Here is a 20,471-nt window from a genome sequence, read left to right as displayed (position 1 = left end):
CGGGACCTCAGCTCACCCCCGGGTGCTCAGCTCCAGCCGGGCAGCCATATGCGCCACCGCCACTGCTCGGTGTCGATCACGTCCCCGGTCCACACCGGCCAGAAGAATGCCGAGACCAGCACCGTCAGGGTCAGCAGGCTCCCGACGAACAGCCCGCCGGCCAGTCGCCGATCGGGATCAGCATCACGTGGGCCGATCACCAGCCCCAGCACGTACGCCAGGCACAGCACCAGCCACGGCTCGAACACCACCGCGTAGAACGTGAAGATGGTGCGGTCGGTGTACATCAGCCACGGCAGGTAGCCGCCCGCGATGCCGGACAGCGCGGCCCAGGCGCGGCCGTCGTGGAACCGCACCGCGAGCGTCACCGACACGAGCACCGCGAGCGAGCCCAGCCACCAGATCAGCGGATTGCCCACGGAGAGGATGTGGGCGGAGCAGCGTGCGACCTCGCAGCCGTGCTCCCCGTACTCGTAGGCGCGGTAGTAGAAGTTCGTGGGGCGCAGCATCAGCGGCCATCCCCACGGCTGAGCCATGTAGGGGTGCTCCGAGTCCAGGCCGATGTGGAAGTCGTAGGCCTGGCGGTGGTAGTGCCACAGGGACAGCAGCGCATCCAGCGGTCCGAACCCGGTGGCGTGCCCCTCGTCCTGCGCCCAGGTGCGGTAGTAGCCCTTGTCGCTGGCGAACCAGCCCGCCCAGGAGGCCACGTACACGACCAGCGCGGTGCCCACCATCGCGAAGAACGCCGGGATCGCATCGCGCACCAGGCCCACCCAGGCCCAGCGGCGCTGTGCGGCAGCGCGGCGTGCCCACCAGTCCCAGAGCACCGTCATGATGCCGACCACCGCCAGGAAGTAGATGCCCGACCATTTCACCGAGCAGGCCAGTCCCAGCAGGGCACCGGCTGCGAGCCGCCACGGCCTCCACCCCGCATGGAAGACGGCGCCCGGATGGGGGAGGGGGCGCGACCCGGTGACGTGCTCGGTCGGGGCCGGATCCACCGCGGCCAGGTGCAGGCGGGCGGCGTGCAGGGCCAGGCGCTCGCGGAATCGGTCCCTGTCGATCAGCAGCGCCCCGAAGCCGGCCAGCGCGAAGAACATCAGCAGCAGGTCCAGCAGGCTGGTGCGGGAGTGCACCAGGTGCATCCCGTCGATGGCCAGCAGCAGCCCGGCGATCAGACCCACCGTGGTGGAGCGGAACAGGCGGCGGCCGATGCGGGCCAGCATCAGCACGCTCAGCGACCCCAGCACCGCCACCGAGATCCGCCATCCCCAGGGATTGTCGGCACCCAGCAGCAGCATCCCGGCCCCGATCACCCACTTGCCCACACTGGGATGGACTACATAGGCGCCGCGGTCCTCGTAGGTGTCCACCTCCCCGCCCTCGAACACCGGGTCGTGCTCGTCGGGCCAGGACATCTCCACGCCCTCCTGGGTGAGGGTGTAGCCGTCCTTGACGTAGTAGGTCTCGTCGAAGATCAGCTCGGCGATGCCGCCCAGCCCCCACAGCCGCAGGACCAGCGCGAGGGCGAACACCGCCAGAGCTGAGGCCCATGCGAGCCGCGAGAAGGGAAGGTCCATGACCTTGAGCCGGGAGCGGTAGGAGTCGAGCACGGCGTCCGTCTCGACCTCGGCGACGCTGCGCGGCCGCGCCCGCTCCTGGGTGTGCACCCGGTCATGCTAGGTCATCCCAGCACCCGCCCGGCCGATCCCGACTTCGCGCACCCGGCGCACCCGCGGCAGGGGCGCGTCCGGCCCGGGAGGGGGAGCAGAGGGTCCGGACCGCACCGCATGACTACCATGGCCGGCATGCTCGCACCCGGTGTCCTCACGCTCGCCGCCACCCCCATCGGCAACCCCCTGGACGCCTCGGTGCGGCTGGTGCGCGCACTCGAGCAGGCTGATCTCATCGCGGCGGAGGACACTCGGCGCCTGGCGCGCCTGGCCGCCGACCTCGAGGTGACCCTCCGCGCGACCGTGCTGTCTTACCACGAGCACAACGAGGCCGAGCGCACCCCCCGCCTGCTGGAGGCGCTGGCGGGCGGGCAGCGGGTCCTGATCGTCACCGACGCCGGCATGCCCGTGGTCTCCGACCCCGGGTTCCGGGCCGTGCGCGCTGCTGCCGAGGCCGGGTACGAGACCACGGTGATCCCCGGGCCCTCGGCCGTGCTCACCGCCCTGGCCGCCTCCGGGATCGCCCCGGACCGGTTCAGCTTCGAGGGCTTCCCTCCCCGCCGCGACAGCAGGCGCGCCGCCGCCTTCGAACTGCTCGCGCACGAGGCGCGCACCCTGGTGTTCTTCGAGTCCCCCCGGCGCACCGCCGTCACCCTCGCGGCGATGCGGGAGGTCTTCGGGCCCGACAGGGAAGCAGCCGTGGCCCGGGAGCTCACCAAGACCCACGAAGAGGTGCTGCGGGGCAGTCTCGCCGAGCTCGCGGCGTGGGCCGAGGGAACCGAGGTGCTGGGGGAGATCGTGATCGTGGTGGCCGGAGCCGCGCCACGAGCCGCCAGCGCGGAGGACCTGCTCGAGGAGGTGCTGGACAGAGCGCAGGCGGGGGAGCGACTGAAGGACGCGGCCAAGGCCGTGGCCCGCACCAGCCAGGGCGTCACCGCCCGAGAGCTGTACGACCTGGCCCTGGCTGCTCGACGCGAGTGAATGCACAAGAGCCCCGGCCGAGGCCGGGGCTCTTGAGCGGTTCTGCGGCAGGCGCGGTGCCTGCGGGCCGTGATCGGCCGGGATGATCAGTCGTCGATCTGGATCAGGCCGCGCTGGTAGGCCTTGGCCAGGCGACGCGGCACCGCAGCGGTGCGACCGCGAACGGTGACCTGCACGAGGTCGGCGTTGGACGCCTTCCAGTTCGCGCGGCGGGACCGGGTGCGAGCCCGGGACATCTTGAACTTGGGCACTGCCATGGGACGCTCCTTGACGGTCCGGAGGATGGTCTGCAGCCCGCATCCCCCGCGAGGACGGCCCGCGGCCGTGATCAGCCGAGCAGGCGCGCAGAGGGACACGCAACGACCGATCATTCTGCCACAGCCGTGCGCCGGGCGGCACCGCCGCGGCGGGTGACCTCTGCCACCGCCGCCGCGGGTGCTGCGGGCCGTGGCGTGCTCACTGGGTCGCGCGGGCGCCCCCGCTGCCACGGAAACGGACATCCGCGGTCCCGGCGGAACCTACGATGGTCATCATGCCCGACGCATCCCCATCCCCTGTGCGCCGACGCGAGGACCTCGATCCCCGCCCCCGTTCCCGCGACCGCTCCTGGCCGCCGATCCCCGAGCCGCTGCCGCTGCCGGTAATCGACAACCACTGCCACCTCGACTTCGCCGACGGGGACCAGGAGCTCTTGGTCCCCGACCACGTCGAGCGCGCGGCCCGGGTGGGGGTCGACGGGATGATCACGATCGGCTCCGACCTGGCGGCCGCCCGCTGGACCGCCCGACTGATGGCCGATCCCGATCGGCCCGCATCGCTGCGTGGCGGCGTGGCCGTGCACCCCAACGAGGCGGCCCTGCACGCCCGCGGTCACGACCACGACGGCGAGCCGATGATCGCGCTGGACGAGGCGATCGCCGAGGTCGCCCAGCTGATCCGCACCGACGGCATGGTCACGGTGGGGGAGACGGGCCTGGACTGGTTCCGCACCTCCCGCAAGGACGAGCAGGCCCGTACCGCCCAGGTCGAGGCGTTCCGCGCCCACATCGCCCTGGCCAAGGAGATGGGCCTGCCGATGCAGATCCACGATCGTGAGGCGCACCGCGACGTGCTGGAGGTGCTGGATGCCGACGGCGCCCCCGAGCGGACCGTGCTGCACTGCTTCTCCGGGGATGCCGAGTTCGCACGAGCCTGCGTCGACCGCGGCTTCTACCTCTCCTTCGCCGGCAACGTCACCTTCAAGAACGCCGAGCACCTGCGCTCAGCGCTGGCCGAGGTGGGCATCGACCGAGTGATGGTGGAGACCGACGCCCCCTTCCTCACCCCCATGCCCTATCGTGGCCGCCCCAACTCGTCCTACCTGGTACCGCTGACCATGGCGCAGATCGCCGAGTCCGCCGGGGTGGGCCTCGAGGAGACCTGCCGGCGGGTGAGGCGTACCACCCGCGAGGTCTACGGATGGCCTGCGGCATGAGGCCCACCGATGGGTCCGAGGGACTGCTGCTCACCCCGCGGGACGTGCGGGAGCTGGCGGCCTTCGCCGGGATCCACCCTTCCAAGCAGCGCGGTCAGAACTTCGTGGTGGACCCCAATACGGTGCGCACCATCGTCGAGCGGGCCGGTGTCCAGCCCGGGGAGGCCGTCCTCGAGGTCGGGCCCGGCCTGGGCTCGCTGACCCTGGGGCTGCTCGAGGCCGGGGCCGATGTGGCCGCGATCGAGATCGACCGGGGCCTGGCCGAGCTGCTGCCGGCCACCCTCACCGCCCGCGGGGTGCCCCAGGAGCGCTGGACCCTGGTCCACGCCGACGCCCTCCAGGTCACCGAGCTGCCCCGCCTGCCCGGTCAGGGAGCTCCGGACCGCCTCCCCACCCGCCTGGTGGCCAACCTGCCCTACAACGTGGCCACCCCCATCCTGCTCACCCATCTGCAGCGCTTCGAGAGCCTTCGCACCGCGCTGGTGATGGTGCAGTCCGAGGTGGTGGACCGTCTCGCCGCCGGCCCCGGTTCCCGCACCTACGGAGCGCCCAGCGTGAAGGCCGCCTGGTACGGCAGCGTGCAGCGGGCAGGCCAGATCTCCCGTCAGGTGTTCTGGCCCGTCCCCAACGTGGACTCCGCCCTGGTGGAGGTCACCCGGCACGGCAGCCCGATGGGCACCGAGACCGAGCGCCGCGGCACCTTCGCGGTGATCGATGCCGCCTTCGCTCAGCGCCGCAAGACCCTGCGCGCGGCCCTGGCCACCTGGGCCGGCAGCGCACCCCGGGCAGGGCAGATCCTCGAGGCCGCCGGCATTGACCCCGGCCGTCGCGGCGAGACCCTTGAGATCGCCGACTACCTCGCGATCGCCCGTGCCCGCGCGGACGCGGGCGGGAGCGAGGAGAGCGAGGAGGGGCGGTCATGAGCGGGGCACCGCAGCGGGTGGTCGCCACCGCGCCCGGCAAGATCAACCTCTCCCTGCGCGTGGGCGCCGCCGATGAGCGCGGCTACCACGCCCTGGCCACCGTGTTCCAGGCCGTCGACCTGCTGGAGACCGTCGAGGCCCGCCTGCCCCAGGTTCCCGGCGCCCTCACCCTCACGGTCGACTCCCGGGTGCGCGGGGACGTGCCGGTGGACGCCACCAACCTGGCCCTGCGCGCGGCCGCTCTGCTGCGCGCCGAGACGGGCACGACGCAGGGAGCGGCCCTGCACATCACCAAGCGGGTCCCCGTCGCCGGCGGTATGGGCGGCGGATCGGCCGACGCGGCCGCAGCGCTGGTGGCCCTGAACCGGCTCTGGCAGCTGGGGCTGAGCGACCGGGAGCTGATGCTGCTGGGGGCCGGACTCGGCGCGGACGTGCCCTTCGCCGTCCTCGGGGGCACCGCGCTGGGCACCGGCAACGGCGACCAGCTGCAGCGGGTGCCGGCACCGGCACCGCTCACCTGGCTGCTGTGCGCACCGGGCGGGCACCTGGCCACCCCCGAGGTGTTCCGCGCCTTCGACGCCCTTGCCGCACAGGCCGATGCGCAGCCTCCCCGAACTCCCCGGGCGGACCAGCACCAGCTCGCGGCGCTGGCCGCCGGGGACCGGGAGGCGATCGCACGCAGCCTGGCCAACGAACTGCACGAGCCCGCGGTCCATCTGCGGCCCGACCTGCAGGAGATCCTGAGCGCGCTGCGCGAGCACGGTGCCCTGGGCGCGATCGTCTCGGGCTCCGGCCCCACGCTGGCCGCCCTGGTGCGCGATGCGCAGCACGGGGAGGAGGTCTCCGCCCGCGTGAGGGAGGACCGCGGCGACCTGGAGTGCACCCTCACCCGCAGCAGCCCGTACGGCGCAAGGATCGTCGCGGTCGACTGAGCGGGCGTCAGCGCCCGGGCGGCTCTCAGCTCTCGAGCTCGAGGGACAGCTCCAGCCAGCGCTCCTCGAGCTCGTCGGCCTCTGCGTCCGCGGCGCGCACCTTCTCCATCCGCCGCGACAGCTCCTGGTAGTCGGAGGGGTCCACCTCGGCCATCGCCTGCCGTGCCGCCTCGGCGTCCTTGCGCAGCTTCGCGACCTTCCGCTCCAGCGAACCCATCTCCTTCTCCGCGCTGCGGCGCTCCGCTCCGGTCAGGCCGCCCGTGCCCGCACCGGCGGCCTCCGCACCGCCCGCCCCGGACCCGGTCGCGCCGGGACCGCCGATGCCCGGTGCCCCCGCAGCGGCACCGGGACGGGCCCCCGATGCGGCTGTCCGCTCGGACTCGGCTCGCACCCGCAGGTACTGGTCCACTCCGCCGGGGAGGTGGCGAACCGTGCCCTCGAGCACTGCGTACTGGGAGTCGGTGACGCGCTCGAGCAGGTAGCGGTCGTGGGAGACCACGATCAGCGGACCGGACCAGGTGTCCAGCAGGTCCTCCATCGCCGCCAGCATGTCGGTGTCCATGTCGTTGGTGGGCTCGTCCAGGACCAGCACGTTGGGCTCCTCCAGCAGGGTCAGCAGCAGGTCCAGCCGCCGCTGCTGCCCGCCGCTGAGCTCCTTGACCTGCACCTTCTGATGGGCAGCGGTGAAGCCCAGGCGCTCCAGGAGCTGGCCGGGGCTCACCTCGTCCTTCCCCGCCGTGTAGCTGGTGCGGTAGCGGCCCACGACGTCGCTGATCCTCTGCTCGCCCAGCTCTTCCAGTCCGGTCAGGCGCTGGGAGACCTGCCTGACGGTCACTGTCTTCCCGCGCTTGACGCGACCGGCCATCGGCTCCAGGTCCCCGGTGATCAGGGCCAGCAGGGTCGACTTGCCGGCTCCGTTGGGGCCGAGCACGCCGATGCGGTCGGCGGGACCGATGTGCACGGTGACGTCCTGGAGCACCGGGGTGCCGTTGTAGCCGGCGTCCACGTCCAGCAGGTCCAGAACGTCACGACCCAGGCGTGAGGTGGCCAGGCGGGTCAGCTCCACGGTGTCGCGCACCGGGGGCTCTCCGGCGATCAGCTCATTGGCGGCGTCGATGCGGAACTTGGGCTTGGAGGTGCGCGCCGGTGCGCCGCGCCGCAGCCACGCCAGCTCCTTGCGCATCAGGTTCTGCCGCTTGGCCTCGACGGCGGCGGCCTGGCGGTCGCGCTCCACGCGCTGCAGAACGTAGGCGGCGTACCCGCCCTCGAAGGGCTCCACCACCCCGTCGTGCACCTCCCACATGCGCGTGCACACCTCGTCGAGGAACCAGCGGTCGTGGGTGATGACCACCAGGCCCCCCGCACCGCGGGGCCAGCGTCCACGCAGGTGCTGGGCGAGCCACGCGATGCCCTCCACATCAAGATGGTTGGTGGGCTCATCCAGCAGCAGCACGTCCCAGTCGCCCACCAGCAGGGCGGCCAGGTGTACTCGCCGCAGCTGGCCGCCCGAGAGGGAGGGAAGCTGCTCCTCCAGGTCGATGCCTCCCAGCAGGCCGCCCAGCACGTCGCGGATCCGCGGGTCGGAGGCCCATTCGTGCTCGGGCCGATCGCCCACCACGCGCTCGCGCACGGTGGCACCGGCGGTGGCCTCGTCGCGCTGATCGAGCACTCCCACCCGGACGCCGCCCCGCACCGTGACACGGCCCGCATGGGGTTCGGTCTGGCGGGCCAGCAGCCGCAGCAGGGTCGACTTGCCGTCCCCGTTGCGACCCACCACGCCGATCCGGTCGCCCGCGTCGATGCCCAGGGTGATGGAGTCCAGCAGCACGCGGTCGGGCAGGGCGACGTGGAGGGACTGGGCGCCGAGCAGGTGGGCCATGCAGGAGCTTCTTTCGTGGGGGCGTTCGTGGTGATCGGATGGAGGGGCGACCGGTGCGGGGCGGGCCACCAGCGATGCAGCACCCCGGGGGTCGGGAGGTGCGGATCAGGCCCCGTCCTCGTCCGCAGGTTCGAAGCCGAGGGCCAGGGTGCGCAGCATCGAGGCCAGCACCTCGCGCTCCTGGGCGTCCAGGGGCTCCAGCAGGGAGTCCTCCGCCGTCAGCAGGCGCTCCATGGCGGCGTCGATGCGGGTGATGCCCTCGGGCAGCAGTCGCACCTCCACCGCGCGGCCGTCGTGCGGGCTGCGTGAGCGGCTCACCAGCCCGCGGGCGCTGAGCTTGTCGAGCCGGGTGGTCATGGTGCCGCTGGTGACCAGGGTCTGCTGGGCCAGTGCCCCGGGGGACAGCGCATCCTCCCCGCTGCGCCGCAGCGCCGAGAGCATGTCGAACTCCCAGCCCTCCAGCCCGGCCCCGGAGAACGCCTCGCGGCGCGCCGCCTCCAGCAGGCGTGCCAGCCGGGAGATGCGCGAGAACACGCCCAGGGGGGCGGTGTCGAGATCCGCGCGCGCCCGGCGCCAGCCCGCGATGATGCGGTCGACCTCGTCACGACCGGCATCGGGGGCGGGGGAGGACGAGGAGGTCATGGATCGAGTCTAGAGGGGCCGACTCGTGCGTGCCGCCGTGCTCGATGAGCTGCCCTGCGGCGGCCCCAGGCGCGCCGCCTGCTCAGCCCGCGCGCCGCCTGCTCAGCCCGCGGGCCGCCGCCCGAGCTCCGGCTTCTTCTCGAGCGCCCCCAGTCCGTGCCAGGAGAGATTGACCATGCGAGCGGCGACCACCTCCTTGGCGGGGCTGCGGGTCTCCAGCCACCACTGCCCGGTGTACGCGACCATCCCCACCAGCATCTGCGCGTACAGCGGCGCATCGCGCGTGGGATAGGCGCGCAGCTTGAACTGGGCCACCAGGATGTGCTCGGTGCGCCGGACCACATCCGTCAGCAGGGCCGAGAAGGTGCCCCCGCTCTGGGAGACGGGGGAGTCGCGCACCAGGATCCGGAAGCCGTCCTCGTGCTCGTCGATGTAGGACAGGAACGCCATGGCCGCCTGCTCCATCAGCAGCCGGGGGTGGATGCGCTGGTCCTTCAGGGATTCCTCCAGCACCGCCAGCAGGGTGGCGATCTCGCGGTCCACCACCACCGCGTACAGCCCCTCCTTGCCCCCGAAGTGCTCGTACACGAGCGGCTTGGACACCTTCGCGCGCGCGGCGATCTCCTCCACGCTGGTGGCGTCGTAGCCCTTCTCGGCGAAGAGACGACGACCCACGGCCACCAGCTGCTCGCGGCGCTCCCGGCCCGTCATCCGGGCGGAGCGGGTCCGTGGTGCATCCGTCTGGGACATGCCCGGAGTCTCCCACGGATAGGATCGGGCACGCGTCCCGGCCGGTGGCGGTGCTTCCCGTCGGCGGTCACCGAGGGAGCGGATCCGCCATGGTGTAATCGGCAACACCTCAGATTTTGGTTCTGATGTTTCAGGTTCGAGTCCTGATGGCGGAACGACCATCGACGCTGTTCTGCGCAGTGCGGTGGCCAGACACCCGTTGTCGATCCGAGGAGCCGCCGACGTGGAAACCTCCGCGCCCGCCGCAGTCGTCGTCCTGGCCGCCGGGGCCGGGACCCGCATGAAGTCCCGCACCCCCAAGGTGCTGCACCCGATCGGTGGCCGGTCCCTGCTGGGGCACGCCATCACCGCCGCCGAGGGGACCGGTCCCGCCGAGCTGGTGGTGGTGGTGCGCCACGAGCGCGAGCGGCTGATCCAGCACCTGGCCGACCATGCGCCCGAGGTCACCATCGCCGATCAGGACGAGATCCCCGGCACGGGCCGCGCCGTCCAGTGCGGGCTGGAGAAGGTCAGCGCCTCCTCCGGTACGGTCCTGGTCACCTACGGGGACGTCCCGCTGCTGGAGGCCGGCACCCTGCGCGAGCTGGTCGCCGCGCATGAGCAGGCCGGCGCCGCGGTCACCGTGCTCAGCGCCCGGGTGGCCGATCCCACCGGGTACGGCCGCATCCTGCGCAGCGACGACGGCACCGAGGTGGTCGGCATCGTCGAGCACAAGGACGCCACCGAGTCCCAACGCGGGATCGACGAGATCAACTCCGGCATCTACGCCTTCGACCTGCAGGTGCTGCGGGATGCCCTGGGGCGCATCGGCACCGACAACGCCCAGGGCGAGATGTACCTCACCGACGTTCTGGGCATCGCGCGCTCCGACGGCCGGACCGTTCGGGCCATGGTCACCGAGGACGCCATGATGGTCGAGGGCGCCAACGACCGCGTGCAGCTCGCCCAGCTCGGCGCGGAGATGAACCGCCGCATCCTGGAGCGCCACATGCGGGCAGGGGTCACCATCGTGGACCCCTCCACCACCTGGATCGACGCCGATGTCTCCATCGGCACCGATGCCGTGATCCTGCCGGGCGTGCAGTTGCACGGCGCCACCGACATCGGTGAGGACGCCGTGATCGGCCCCGACTGCACACTGCGCGACACCGAGGTGGGTGCCCGCGCCGAGGTGGTGCGCACCCACTCCGTGCTCGCCGTGATCGGACCGGAGGCCACCGTGGGCCCCTTCACGTACCTGCGGCCCGGCACCGCCCTGGGTGCCCGCGGCAAGATCGGCGGGTTCGTGGAGACCAAGAACGCCCAGATCGGCGAGGACGCCAAGGTGCCGCACCTGAGCTACGTCGGTGATGCCGAGATCGGGGAGGGCACCAACATCGGTGCCGCCACGATCTTTGCCAACTACGACGGCCAGAAGAAGCACCGCACCACGGTGGGCAAGCACGTGCGCGTCGGCTCCGACAGCGTGCTCGTCGCACCCGTCGCCATCGGGGACGGTGCGGCCACCGGGGCGGGCACCGTGGTGCGCAAGGACGTACCGCCCGGGGCGCTGGCCGTGAACGCGGTGGCGCAGCGGAACGTGGAAGGATGGACCCTGAGACGACGTGCCGGGACGGCGGCCGAGGACGCGGCACGCGCGGCCCTGGCCGCCCAGAGCGGGCCCGGGGCCGAGTCAACCGCCGGGCCGGACGCCGACGACAACAAGGAGCACCTGCAGCGATGAGCGGAATCGTCACCACCGGAGAGAAGCGCCTGGTGCTCGCCACCGGCCGGGCTCACCCCGAACTGGCCCAGCAGGTCTCCGAGGAGCTCGGCGTCGAGGTGCTCCCGATGGACGCCTGGGACTTCGCCAACGGCGAGATCTACGTGCGCTACGGCGAGTCCGTGCGCGGCACCGATGCGTTCGTTCTGCAGTCCCACCCCGCCCCCATCAACACCTGGCTGATGGAGCACCTGATCATGATCGACGCGCTCAAGCGGGCCTCCGCCAAGCGCATCACCGCGATCGCCCCCAGCTTCCCCTACGCCCGGCAGGACAAGAAGCACCGCGGCCGCGAGCCGATCTCCGCCCGTCTGGTGGCCGATCTGTACCAGACCGCCGGTATCGACCGGATGATCTCCGTAGACCTGCACGCCCCGCAGGTGCAGGGGTACTTCGACCGTCCGGTGGATCACCTGATGGCCCTGCCGATCCTCGCCGACTACGTGGCCGGCAAGTACGGCCAGGAGGACGTCGTGGTGGTCTCCCCGGATGCCGGCCGCATCCGCGTGGCCGAGCAGTGGGCCAAGAAGCTGGGCGGCGTGGGCCTGGCGTTCATCCACAAGTCCCGCGACATCAACCGGCCCAACCAGGCCGTGGCCAAGCGCGTGATCGGCGAGGTCTCCGGGAAGACCTGCATCCTGGTGGACGACATGGTCGACACCGGCGGCACCATCGTCCAGGCCGCCGATGCCCTGATGGGCCACGGTGCGGACTCGGTGGTCATCGCCACCACCCACGGCATCCTCTCCGCACCCGCCACGGAGCGCTTGAAGAACAGCTCCGTGCGGGAGGTGGTGTGCACCAACACCCTGCCGATCCCGGAGGAGAAGCAGTTCGACCGACTCACCCAGCTGTCGATCGCCCCGCTGATCGCCCGCGCCATCCGCGCCGTGTTCGACGACGGCTCGGTGACCAGCCTCTTCGACGGTGAGGTCTGAGCCTCCACGGCACTGCGCGACACGCCGCCGGGCTCGACGCCGAATCCCCCGAATCCCGCCGCCCCCGGTGGAGATCGGGGGATTCGCCGTCGTCGCCCTCGCGTGTCGCGCCGTGCAGCGCTGCGGGCGAGACTCGCTGGTGCCCGATCCTGACCGAGACGACGTGCAATGGATCACCTTCTCGAGAAGTGCTCCGCACGGACGTTTGTCCCTTCCTGACAAAATCTCGGCCGGAAGAATTCTCGGTGTCAGCAGGACTCCTCTGACTTCCCGATAACTCCCCACAGCAAGGACGAGGACGACATGTCTACTCCCGCCGTCGCCACCGATACCCCCGCACCACCGCGGACACCACCCGCTCCCGCAACCCGCTGGTCCGGTTCATCACCCTGGACTTCATGGAGAACCCGGCCCTGAAGGACGCCGGTCTGCTGGTGCTTCGTCTCGGGATGCTCCTCCTCTTCTTCCACGGCTGGGCCAAGGCCACCGGGTACTCCGGCTTCGTCGGCATGATGTCGGAGGCCCCCGTCGGCAGCATCGCCCCCGCCCTGTTCGGCTTCATGGTCGTGGCCGGCCAGCTGCTGCTGGGCTTCGTCCTCGCCTTCGGCCTGATGACCCGCATCTGCGCCTTCCTGATGGCGCTGATGTTCGTCTTCATCATCGTCCTGTTCAACATCCCCGGCGGGTGGATCGGCGAGCACGGCGGCATCGCCTTCGAGTCCTCGCTGTACTACTTCGTCCCGGGCGTGACCCTGTTCCTGACCGGCCCCGGCCGCTACTCCCTGGACTACCTCCTCTCGCGCAAGTGATCCTCTGAGCATCGCCACAGCGCGACCACACCACCAGGAAGCGGTGGAGCCACCCGGCTCCGCCGCTTCCGCCGTCTCCCGTGGCCCTGCGCAGTTATCTCCCGCTGGCCTGTGCCGTTGCCTCCTGCGGTCCTGCGCCGTCGTCTCCCGCGGGCCGGTGCCGTTGTCGCCCGTGCTCCTGCGCCGTCGTCTCCCGCTGGCCTGTGTCGTCCTCCACGCTGCTTCGCCGTTCCCGGTGAGCAAGATCGCAGGGCGGCGGCCCATGGCCATCTCCCATGGCCGGCCCGGACGGGATAGGGTGACCGGGTACTTCGGCGAGGGAGCGGGCCAGCCCGCTCCGTGATCGACGCGGTGCGGATGCCTGGGCTGCCGGTCCGTGCGCCGTCGCGTTCTCGCCGTCGAGAACCGAGATGGCCCACCACCGCCGAGGAGAACCCATGGCTGAGAAGCTGAACATCGAGCTCCGCGAGGAGTTCGGCAAGGGCGCCGCCCGCCGCATCCGTCGCGAGGACAAGATCCCCGCGGTCCTGTACGGCCACGGCGAGGATCCCACCCACCTGGTCCTGCCCGGTCACGAGACCGCGCTGCTGGCTCGCAACCCCAACGCCCTGATCGAGCTGGCCCTGCCCGGTGGCGAGACCAAGTTGGCCCTGATCAAGGACATCCAGCGCCACCCGCTCAAGCGCCTGATCACCCACCTGGACCTCATCGTGGTCCGCAGGGGCGAGAAGGTCGAGGTCGACATCCCCGTGGTCCTGACCGGTGAGCCGGTCCCGCCGGCCATCGCCGTGGTCGACGCTCAGACCCTCACCCTCTCCGCCGACGCGATGAACGTCCCGGAGCAGATCGAGGTCGACGTCGAGGGCACCGAGGAGGGCTACCAGCTCTTCGCCGGCGACGTCACCCTTCCCGCGGGCTCCGATCTGGTCACCGACGCCGAGCTGCTGGTCGTGGCCGTGTCCATCCCGCGCGCCGAGGAAGAGGAGACCGAGGACGAGGACGCCGAGGGCACCGAGGGCGAGGAGTCCGAGGGCGCCGAGGGCGAGGAGTCCGAGGAGGCCTCCGAGGAGGAGTGACCCGGACCGGGCGCGCGCTCGGTTCCTCACACACGCCGCCGGGGCGTCGCGCATGAGCGCGGCGCCCCGGTACCGTTGCGGGGGCCCTGTGCTGCCTCCGCGCGCATGCCGCCCTGGTGCGCATGCCGCCCTGGTGCGCATATCGCCCTGCGGCCGCATTCCGCCGCATCCCCCGCCCATCGCTCATCGCCCCAAGGAGCTGTGCATGAACTCGGCCGATCGCCTCAGCGGCACCCACCTGGTGGTGGGCCTGGGCAACCCCGGGCCGAAGTACGCCGCCACCCGCCACAACGTCGGCCAGATGGTGGTGGACCACATCGCGCAGGCCGCTGGTGGGCGCTTCGGGGCGGCGCGTCGCGCCCAGGCCGTGGTGCTCGAGGGGCGGCTGGGCATCCCCGGCGCCGACGAGCGCGTGGTCCTGGCCAAGACCACCACCTACATGAACGTCTCCGGGGGCCCCGTGAAGGCGCTGGCCGCCTACTACGACGTGCCCCCGGAGCGCGTCGTCGTCGTGCACGACGAGGTGGACATCCCCTTCGACGCCATCCGCCTCAAGCGCGGCGGCGGGGAGGGCGGCCACAACGGCCTGCGCGACATCTCCAAGGCGCTGGGCACCAAGGACTACCTCCGCGTCCGGGTGGGCGTGGGCCGTCCACCGGGCAGTCGCGACACCGCCGATCACGTCCTGGCACCCTTCTCCAGCACCGAGCGGCGCACCCTCGAGCTGCTGATCTCCGATGCCGCCGATGCGGTGGAGGCGCTGGTCCTCGAGGGCCTCGCTCCCGCCCAGCAGCACTTCCACTCCCGGGAGGCCCGATGAGCACCGACACCGCCCGCCGCAACCCTGCCGATGCCCCTGCGCGGCGTGCCCCTCTGGGCCCGCTGCTCGAGCACATCGCGCAGGGGGATGACCTCACCGCCATCCGCGCCCTCGTCGAGGAGGGCTCCGAGACCGGGGAGGGCGGCAGCATCGTCGCGGCGACGGGGCTGTTCCCCTTCGCCGTGGCAGATCTCGCGCGCCGCGCCGATGCCCAGCACCCGCTGGTCGTGATCACTCCCACCACCCGCTCGGCGGAGGACATCCGCTCCGCCCTGAGCTGCCTGGTGGGCACTGACCACCTGGCGGAGCTGCCCGCCTGGGAGACCCTCCCGCACGAGAAGCTCTCGCCCCGAGCCGACACCGTGGCCCGCCGCCTGGCCACTCTGCGCCGCATCGCGCACCCCGAGACGGAGCAGCCCGTGCACGTGCTGCTGATGCCCGTGCGCACCCTGCTGCAGCCGATCGCCACGGGTCTGGGCGACCTGATGCCCGTCCGCGCCCGCACCGGTGACGAGTACCCCCTGGATGACCTGGTGCAGGCCCTGGCGGACGCTGCCTACGCGCGCGTGGACATGGTGGAGAAGCGCGGGGAGTTCGCCGTGCGCGGCGGCATCCTGGACGTGTTCCCGCCGACCGAGCCCCATCCGGTGCGGGTGGACCTGTTCGGCGACGAGATCGACGAAGTGCGGTACTTCTCCGTCGCCGACCAGCGCTCCCTGGAGGTCGTGCCCCACGGACTGGACGCCCCGCCCTGCCGCGAGATCCTGCTGACCCCGCAGGTGCGCGAGCGCGCCCGGGCCATGGCCGAACAGCTCCCCGGCGCCCGCGAGATCCTGCTGCGCATCGCCGCGGGCATCGCCGCCGAGGGCATGGAGTCCCTCAGCCCCGTGCTGGTGGAGCAGATGGAGCAGGTCTCCGACGTCCTGCCCGCCGGCGCCCGGTTCCTGGTGCTGGAGCCGGAGAAGGTGCGCAGCCGTGCGAACGAGCTGGTCTCCACCACCGAGGAGTTCCTCGCCGCGGCCTGGTCCAGCGCGGCCACCGGGGGAGGGCTGCCCATCGACGTGGGCGATGCCAGCTTCGTTCCGCTGGCCGAGGCCGTCGAGCGTGCGCGGAAGGGCGGCCGCCCCTGGTTCACCCTGGCCGCCTTCGGACTCGAGACCGATGTGGACGTCACCGCCAGGGCCACCACGCACCCCGGCTACTCCGGCAAGCCCGGGGACGCCGCCAAGGACCTCGAGGCGCGGCGCCGCGAGGGCTGGTCCGTGATCGCCACCATGATGGGCCCGGGCGGTGCCCGTCACGCCGTGGAGAACCTGCGTGCCGAGGGGCTTCCCGCCGTGTACGCGGAGCGTCTCGACGCACCGGTGGTCCCCGGCGAGGCCGTGGTCACCGTCGGTCCCTTCCCCGCGGGCCTGGTCGACGAGACGGCCAAGATCATCCTCGCCTCGGAGCGGGACCTGACCGGCAAGTCCGGTGCCCGTCGCGGCGAGGAGCGCAAGATGCCCACCCGCCGCCGCAACGTGGTGGACCCCCTGCAGCTGCGGCCCGGGGACCACGTGGTCCACGCCCACCATGGCGTGGGTCGCTTCGTGGAGATGACCAGCCGCACCGTGGGTGCGGGAGCGAAGCGCACCACCCGCGAGTACCTGGTCATCGAGTACGCGGCCTCCAAGAAGGGGCAGCCCGGGGACCGGCTCTACGTGCCCAGCGACCAGCTCGACCAGGTCACCAAGTACGTGGGCGGCGAGGAGCCGTCGATCAACCGCATGGGCGGGGCGGATTGGGCCAAGACCAAGTCCCGCGCCCGCAAGGCCATCCGCGAGATCGCCGACGAGCTGGTGCGCCTGTACTCGGCGCGGCAGTCCGCGCCCGGGCACTCCTTCGCCCCGGACACCCCCTGGCAGCGGGAGCTCGAGGACGCCTTCGAGTTCGCGGAGACCCCGGACCAGCTCGTCACCATCGACGACGTCAAGGCCGACATGGAGAAGCCCGTCCCCATGGACCGCCTGATCCTGGGCGACGTCGGCTACGGCAAGACCGAGATCGCCGTGCGCGCGGCCTTCAAGGCCGTCCAGGACGGCAAGCAGGTCGCCGTGCTGGCCCCCACGACGCTGCTGGCCCAGCAGCACCTGGACACCTTCACCGAGCGGTACACCGGCTTTCCCGTCACCGTGCGGGGCCTGTCCCGCTTCCAGTCCCCGGCCGACTCCCAGGCCACCATCGACGGCATCGCCGACGGCAGCGTCGACGTGGTGATCGGCACCCACCGTCTGCTGACCGGGCAGGTGCGGTTCAAGGACCTGGGCCTGCTGATCGTCGACGAGGAGCAGCGCTTCGGCGTGGAGCACAAGGAGACCCTGAAGGCCCTGCGCACGAACGTGGACGTGCTGGCCATGAGCGCCACCCCGATCCCGCGCACCCTGGAGATGGCCGTCACCGGCATCCGCGAGATGTCGATCCTGGCCACCCCGCCGGAGGAGCGCCATCCCGTGCTCACCTACGTCGGGGTCCAGGACGACAAGCAGGTCACCGCCGCGATCCGCCGCGAGCTGCTGCGGGACGGCCAGGTGTTCTACATCCACAACCGGGTGGAGGACATCGACCGCACGGCCCAGCACCTGCGCGAGCTGGTGCCCGATGCCCGCGTGCAGGTGGCGCACGGCAAGATGAACGAGCACCAGCTGGAACGGGTGATCATCGACTTCTGGGAGAAGGAGTTCGACGTGCTGGTGTGCACCACCATCGTCGAGACCGGCCTGGACATCGCCAACGCCAACACCTTGATCGTGGAGAACGCCGACAAGTTCGGTCTCAGCCAGCTGCACCAGCTGCGAGGCCGGGTGGGGCGCTCCTCCGAGCGCGCCTACGCCTACTTCCTCTACGACGGCTCCAGGCCGCTGACCGAGACCGCGCACGACCGGCTGACCACCCTGGCCACCAACACGGACCTGGGCGCCGGCATGCAGGTGGCCATGAAGGATCTGGAGATCCGCGGTGCGGGCAACCTGCTGGGCGGAGAGCAGTCCGGGCACATCGCCGGGGTGGGCTTCGACCTGTACGTGCGGATGGTCGGCGAGGCCGTGGCCGCCTTCCGCGGCGAGGGCGGCGCCCCCGAGAAGGAGATCCGGGTGGAGCTCCCGCTGGACGCCCACATCCCGCACGACTACATCGGCTCCGAACGGCTGCGGCTGGAGGCGTACTCGAAGCTCTCCGCCGTGCGGGAGGTCGAGGAGATCGAGCAGGTGCGGGCCGAGCTCACCGATCGCTACGGTGCCCCGCCGGCCCCGGTTGAGGTGCTGCTGGACGTGGCCCGCTTCCGGATCGACGCCCGCGCCGCCGGTGTCGAGGAGGTCCAGGCCCAGGGCAAGATGATCCGCTTCGCACACCTGGAGGTGCCGGACTCCGCCGCGCTGCGGATCAAGCGCCTGTACCCGGGCACCGTGCTCAAGCCCGCCACCCGACAGGTGCTGGTGCCGCGTCCCACCACCGCGCGCGTGGGCGGCACCGAGCTGCGCGACCACGAACTGCTGGACTGGGCACGGGCGGTGCTGCGCACCCTGGTCCCCGCCTCGGTAGCCTCGGCCTCGTGACCCCCTCCGACCAGCTGCCCGCCGAGGACCATCCGGCATCCGACGAGTCCCTCCCTTCGCCGCGCGGAACCGCCCTGCTGCGTGCGGTCGAAGTGATGGAGGCGCTGCGCGCGCCCGATGGCGACGCGTGGACGCACCGGCAGACCCACGCCTCCCTGGCCCGGTACCTGCTGGAGGAGACCCACGAGGTGCTCGAGGTGATCGACACCCCGGCGGCTCACGGCTCCACCGCGCTGACGGACGAGCTCGGCGACCTGCTGTTCCAGATCCTGTTCCATGCCCGCATCGGGCAGGACGAGGACCCCGCGTGGGACGTCGACGATGTGGCCCGCTCCTTCATCGCCAAGATGGAGCGGCGCAACCCCCACATCTTCGGCGAGGATCGCGATCGCGCCCTGCACGACCGCGCCGACGTGGACGAGATCATCGCCCAGTGGCACGCCGTCAAGGCCGCCGAGCAGGAGGCCAGCGGTGGAAGGCGCACGGGCTGGTTCGACTCCATCCCCGCCGGCCTGCCGTCCCTGCAGACAGCCGCCAAGGCTGTCCATCGCGCGCGCTCCGCGGGCCGGCTCGAAGAGCTGCTGGAGAGCGCGGACCATCAGGTCGACACCGAGGACCGCGAGGACTGGGGCGGGGACATCGGCCGTGCCCTGCTGGATGTGGGGGTGGCCGCCGAGGCGCGCGACATCGACCCGGAGAGCGCCCTGAGGTCACTTCTGGCCCGCATGCGCGCCCAGGGCGCGGCACCGGCGGATGATCCGCGATCCCTCTGACGTCCCGAGGGAGTGCACCTAGACTGGTGCGTGGACGGTCAGCGCCGACCGGCCGTGACCGATCCTCACCCTTATGGAAGGAACAGCACATGGCAGCCTTCATCGATGCCGTCCACGCCCGCGAGATCCTGGACTCCCGCGGCAACCCCACCGTCGAGGTCGAGGTCCTGCTCGACGACGGCACCTTCGCCCGCGCCGAGGTCCCCTCCGGCGCCTCCACCGGGGCCTTCGAGGCCGTCGAGCGCCGTGACGGCGACAAGGGCCGCTACCTGGGCAAGGGCGTGCAGCAGGCCGTCGACGCCGTCATCGAGGAGATCGGCCCGAAGGTGGTGGGCCTGGACGTGCAGGAGCTGCGCCTGATCGACTCCACGATGATCGAGCTGGACGGCTCGAAGAACAAGGGCACCCTGGGCGCCAACGCCATCCTGGGCGTCTCCCTGGCCGTGGCCAAGGCCGGCGCCGATTCCGCCGGCGTGCCCCTCTACCAGTACCTGGGCGGCGCCAATGCCCACATCCTGCCCGTGCCGATGATGAACATCCTCAACGGCGGTTCCCACGCGGACTCCAACGTCGACATCCAGGAGTTCATGATCGCCCCGATCGGCGCGGACTCCTTCAAGGAGGCCGTGCGCATGGGCGCTGAGGTCTATCACGCGCTCAAGGCCGTGCTGAAGGACCGTGGCCTGGCCACCGGCCTGGGCGACGAGGGCGGATTCGCCCCGAACCTGGGCTCCAACCGCGAGGCCCTGGACCTGATCGTCGAGGCGATCGAGAAGGCCGGCTACAAGGCCGGTGCGGACGTCGCCCTGGCCCTGGACGTGGCCGCCTCGGAGTTCTTCGAGGACGGCTCCTACACCTTCGAGGGCGAGAAGAAGTCCGCCACCGAGATGATCGAGTACTACGCCGAGCTGGTCGCCTCCTACCCGCTGGTCTCCATCGAGGACCCGCTGAACGAGGACGACTGGGAGGGCTGGAACGCCATGACCGAGCGCCTCGGCGACAAGGTGCAGCTGGTGGGCGACGACCTGTTCGTCACCAATCCCGAGCGCCTGGGTCGCGGAATCCTCGAGAAGTCCGCCAACGCCCTGCTGGTGAAGGTCAACCAGATCGGCTCACTGTCCGAGACCTTCGACGCCGTGGACCTCGCCCACCGCAGCGGCTTCCGCTGCATGATGTCCCACCGCTCCGGTGAGACCGAGGACACGATCATCGCCGACCTCGCCGTGGCCACCAACTGCGGCCAGATCAAGTCGGGCGCCCCCGCCCGTGGCGAGCGCGTCAACAAGTACAACCAGCTGATGCGCATCGAGGAGGAGCTGGAGGGCGCCGCGAAGTACGCCGGCGCCGCCGCGTTCCCGCGCTTCACCGCCTGAGGTCGTATCCTGCGGGCATGACTTCGAGACGACCGGGCGCCCCGCGATCCGCGAGGCGCCCGGTCGCGTCGTCCCC

At 71.5% G+C, this 20,471-nt stretch carries 17 protein-coding genes and 1 tRNA gene; 13 read left to right on the top strand and 5 right to left on the bottom strand.

The features are described 5' to 3' along the window. Positions 1–26 precede the first annotated feature (26 nt). Positions 27–1,670, bottom strand: coding sequence for a phospholipid carrier-dependent glycosyltransferase (locus tag IOE58_RS08590; protein ID WP_193865990.1), 1,644 nt, complete (start codon positions 1,668–1,670; stop codon positions 27–29). Between the two features lie 129 nt (positions 1,671–1,799). Between IOE58_RS08590 and rsmI the strand changes: the two genes are divergently transcribed. Beyond that, positions 1,800–2,654, top strand: a complete 855-nt coding sequence (rsmI, locus tag IOE58_RS08585; RefSeq protein ID WP_193866068.1) for a 16S rRNA (cytidine(1402)-2'-O)-methyltransferase — start codon at positions 1,800–1,802, stop codon at positions 2,652–2,654. A gap of 86 nt (positions 2,655–2,740) precedes the next feature. On the opposite strand, the gene rpmF is transcribed toward rsmI, so the two are convergent. Then, a complete protein-coding gene (gene rpmF, locus IOE58_RS08580) occupies positions 2,741–2,911 on the bottom strand; it encodes a 50S ribosomal protein L32 (RefSeq protein WP_193865989.1) in 171 nt (56 codons plus the stop codon). A gap of 275 nt (positions 2,912–3,186) precedes the next feature. Here rpmF and IOE58_RS08575 point away from each other — a divergent pair, with 275 nt between their 5' ends. From IOE58_RS08575 to IOE58_RS08565, 3 genes are read left to right on the top strand one after another with little or no spacing between them, the layout of a single operon-like run. Further along, the gene (locus IOE58_RS08575; protein ID WP_193865988.1) at positions 3,187–4,128 is read left to right on the top strand and encodes a TatD family hydrolase; all 942 of its coding nucleotides are present in this window, start codon (positions 3,187–3,189) and stop codon (positions 4,126–4,128) included. Continuing rightward, the gene (gene rsmA / locus IOE58_RS08570) at positions 4,125–5,051 is read left to right on the top strand and encodes a 16S rRNA (adenine(1518)-N(6)/adenine(1519)-N(6))-dimethyltransferase RsmA (RefSeq protein WP_193865987.1); all 927 of its coding nucleotides are present in this window, start codon (positions 4,125–4,127) and stop codon (positions 5,049–5,051) included. Before IOE58_RS08575 ends, rsmA begins: the two co-directional genes overlap by 4 nt. Next, the gene (locus IOE58_RS08565) at positions 5,048–5,983 is read left to right on the top strand and encodes a 4-(cytidine 5'-diphospho)-2-C-methyl-D-erythritol kinase (RefSeq protein WP_193865986.1); all 936 of its coding nucleotides are present in this window, start codon (positions 5,048–5,050) and stop codon (positions 5,981–5,983) included. The genes rsmA and IOE58_RS08565 overlap by 4 nt, the downstream gene beginning before the upstream one ends. A 25-nt stretch (positions 5,984–6,008) precedes the next feature. Here IOE58_RS08565 and IOE58_RS08560 read toward each other — a convergent pair whose 3' ends face one another. From IOE58_RS08560 to IOE58_RS08550, 3 genes are all read right to left on the bottom strand, one after another. Then, positions 6,009–7,862, bottom strand: a complete 1,854-nt coding sequence (locus IOE58_RS08560) for an ABC-F family ATP-binding cassette domain-containing protein (protein ID WP_193865985.1) — start codon at positions 7,860–7,862, stop codon at positions 6,009–6,011. A gap of 105 nt (positions 7,863–7,967) precedes the next feature. Continuing rightward, a complete protein-coding gene (locus IOE58_RS08555; RefSeq protein WP_193865984.1) occupies positions 7,968–8,504 on the bottom strand; it encodes a MarR family winged helix-turn-helix transcriptional regulator in 537 nt (178 codons plus the stop codon). Between the two features lie 102 nt (positions 8,505–8,606). Beyond that, on the bottom strand, positions 8,607–9,254 hold the full coding sequence (locus tag IOE58_RS08550; RefSeq protein WP_193865983.1) for a TetR/AcrR family transcriptional regulator: 648 nt from the start codon (positions 9,252–9,254) through the stop codon (positions 8,607–8,609). An 83-nt stretch (positions 9,255–9,337) separates the two neighbouring features. Between IOE58_RS08550 and IOE58_RS08545 the strand changes: the two genes are divergently transcribed. From IOE58_RS08545 to eno, 9 genes are all read left to right on the top strand, one after another. After that, a tRNA-Gln gene (locus IOE58_RS08545) sits at positions 9,338–9,409 on the top strand. A gap of 68 nt (positions 9,410–9,477) precedes the next feature. Beyond that, a complete protein-coding gene (gene glmU / locus IOE58_RS08540; RefSeq protein ID WP_193865982.1) occupies positions 9,478–10,977 on the top strand; it encodes a bifunctional UDP-N-acetylglucosamine diphosphorylase/glucosamine-1-phosphate N-acetyltransferase GlmU in 1,500 nt (499 codons plus the stop codon). After that, positions 10,974–11,954, top strand: a complete 981-nt coding sequence (locus IOE58_RS08535) for a ribose-phosphate diphosphokinase (protein ID WP_193865981.1) — start codon at positions 10,974–10,976, stop codon at positions 11,952–11,954. Before glmU ends, IOE58_RS08535 begins: the two co-directional genes overlap by 4 nt. A 398-nt stretch (positions 11,955–12,352) precedes the next feature. Beyond that, positions 12,353–12,763, top strand: coding sequence for a DoxX family protein (locus IOE58_RS08530; protein ID WP_193865980.1), 411 nt, complete (start codon positions 12,353–12,355; stop codon positions 12,761–12,763). Positions 12,764–13,200: 437 nt separating this feature from the next. Further along, positions 13,201–13,839, top strand: coding sequence for a 50S ribosomal protein L25/general stress protein Ctc (locus IOE58_RS08525; RefSeq protein WP_193865979.1), 639 nt, complete (start codon positions 13,201–13,203; stop codon positions 13,837–13,839). Positions 13,840–14,044: 205 nt separating this feature from the next. After that, positions 14,045–14,659: an aminoacyl-tRNA hydrolase gene (gene pth, locus IOE58_RS08520; protein WP_193865978.1), complete on the top strand. Its 615-nt coding sequence runs from the start codon at positions 14,045–14,047 to the stop codon at positions 14,657–14,659. Then, on the top strand, positions 14,656–18,249 hold the full coding sequence (gene mfd, locus IOE58_RS08515; RefSeq protein ID WP_193865977.1) for a transcription-repair coupling factor: 3,594 nt from the start codon (positions 14,656–14,658) through the stop codon (positions 18,247–18,249). The genes pth and mfd overlap by 4 nt, the downstream gene beginning before the upstream one ends. Further along, positions 18,246–19,022 (top strand): MazG nucleotide pyrophosphohydrolase domain-containing protein, encoded by a 777-nt coding sequence (locus IOE58_RS08510; protein WP_348981928.1) that lies wholly within the window; start codon positions 18,246–18,248, stop codon positions 19,020–19,022. The genes mfd and IOE58_RS08510 overlap by 4 nt, the downstream gene beginning before the upstream one ends. 89 nt (positions 19,023–19,111) lie before the next feature. Then, positions 19,112–20,395 carry a phosphopyruvate hydratase gene (gene eno / locus IOE58_RS08505; protein ID WP_193865976.1) on the top strand — a complete coding sequence of 428 codons (1,284 nt, stop codon included), beginning with the start codon at positions 19,112–19,114 and terminating at the stop codon, positions 20,393–20,395. Positions 20,396–20,471 lie beyond the last annotated feature (76 nt).

This window comes from Brachybacterium epidermidis (genome assembly GCF_015209585.1).
Classification (GTDB): Bacteria; Actinomycetota; Actinomycetes; order Actinomycetales; family Dermabacteraceae; genus Brachybacterium; species Brachybacterium epidermidis.
Note: the sequence above shows the minus strand (reverse complement) of the source record. Positions and strands in the feature narration are given on the sequence as shown.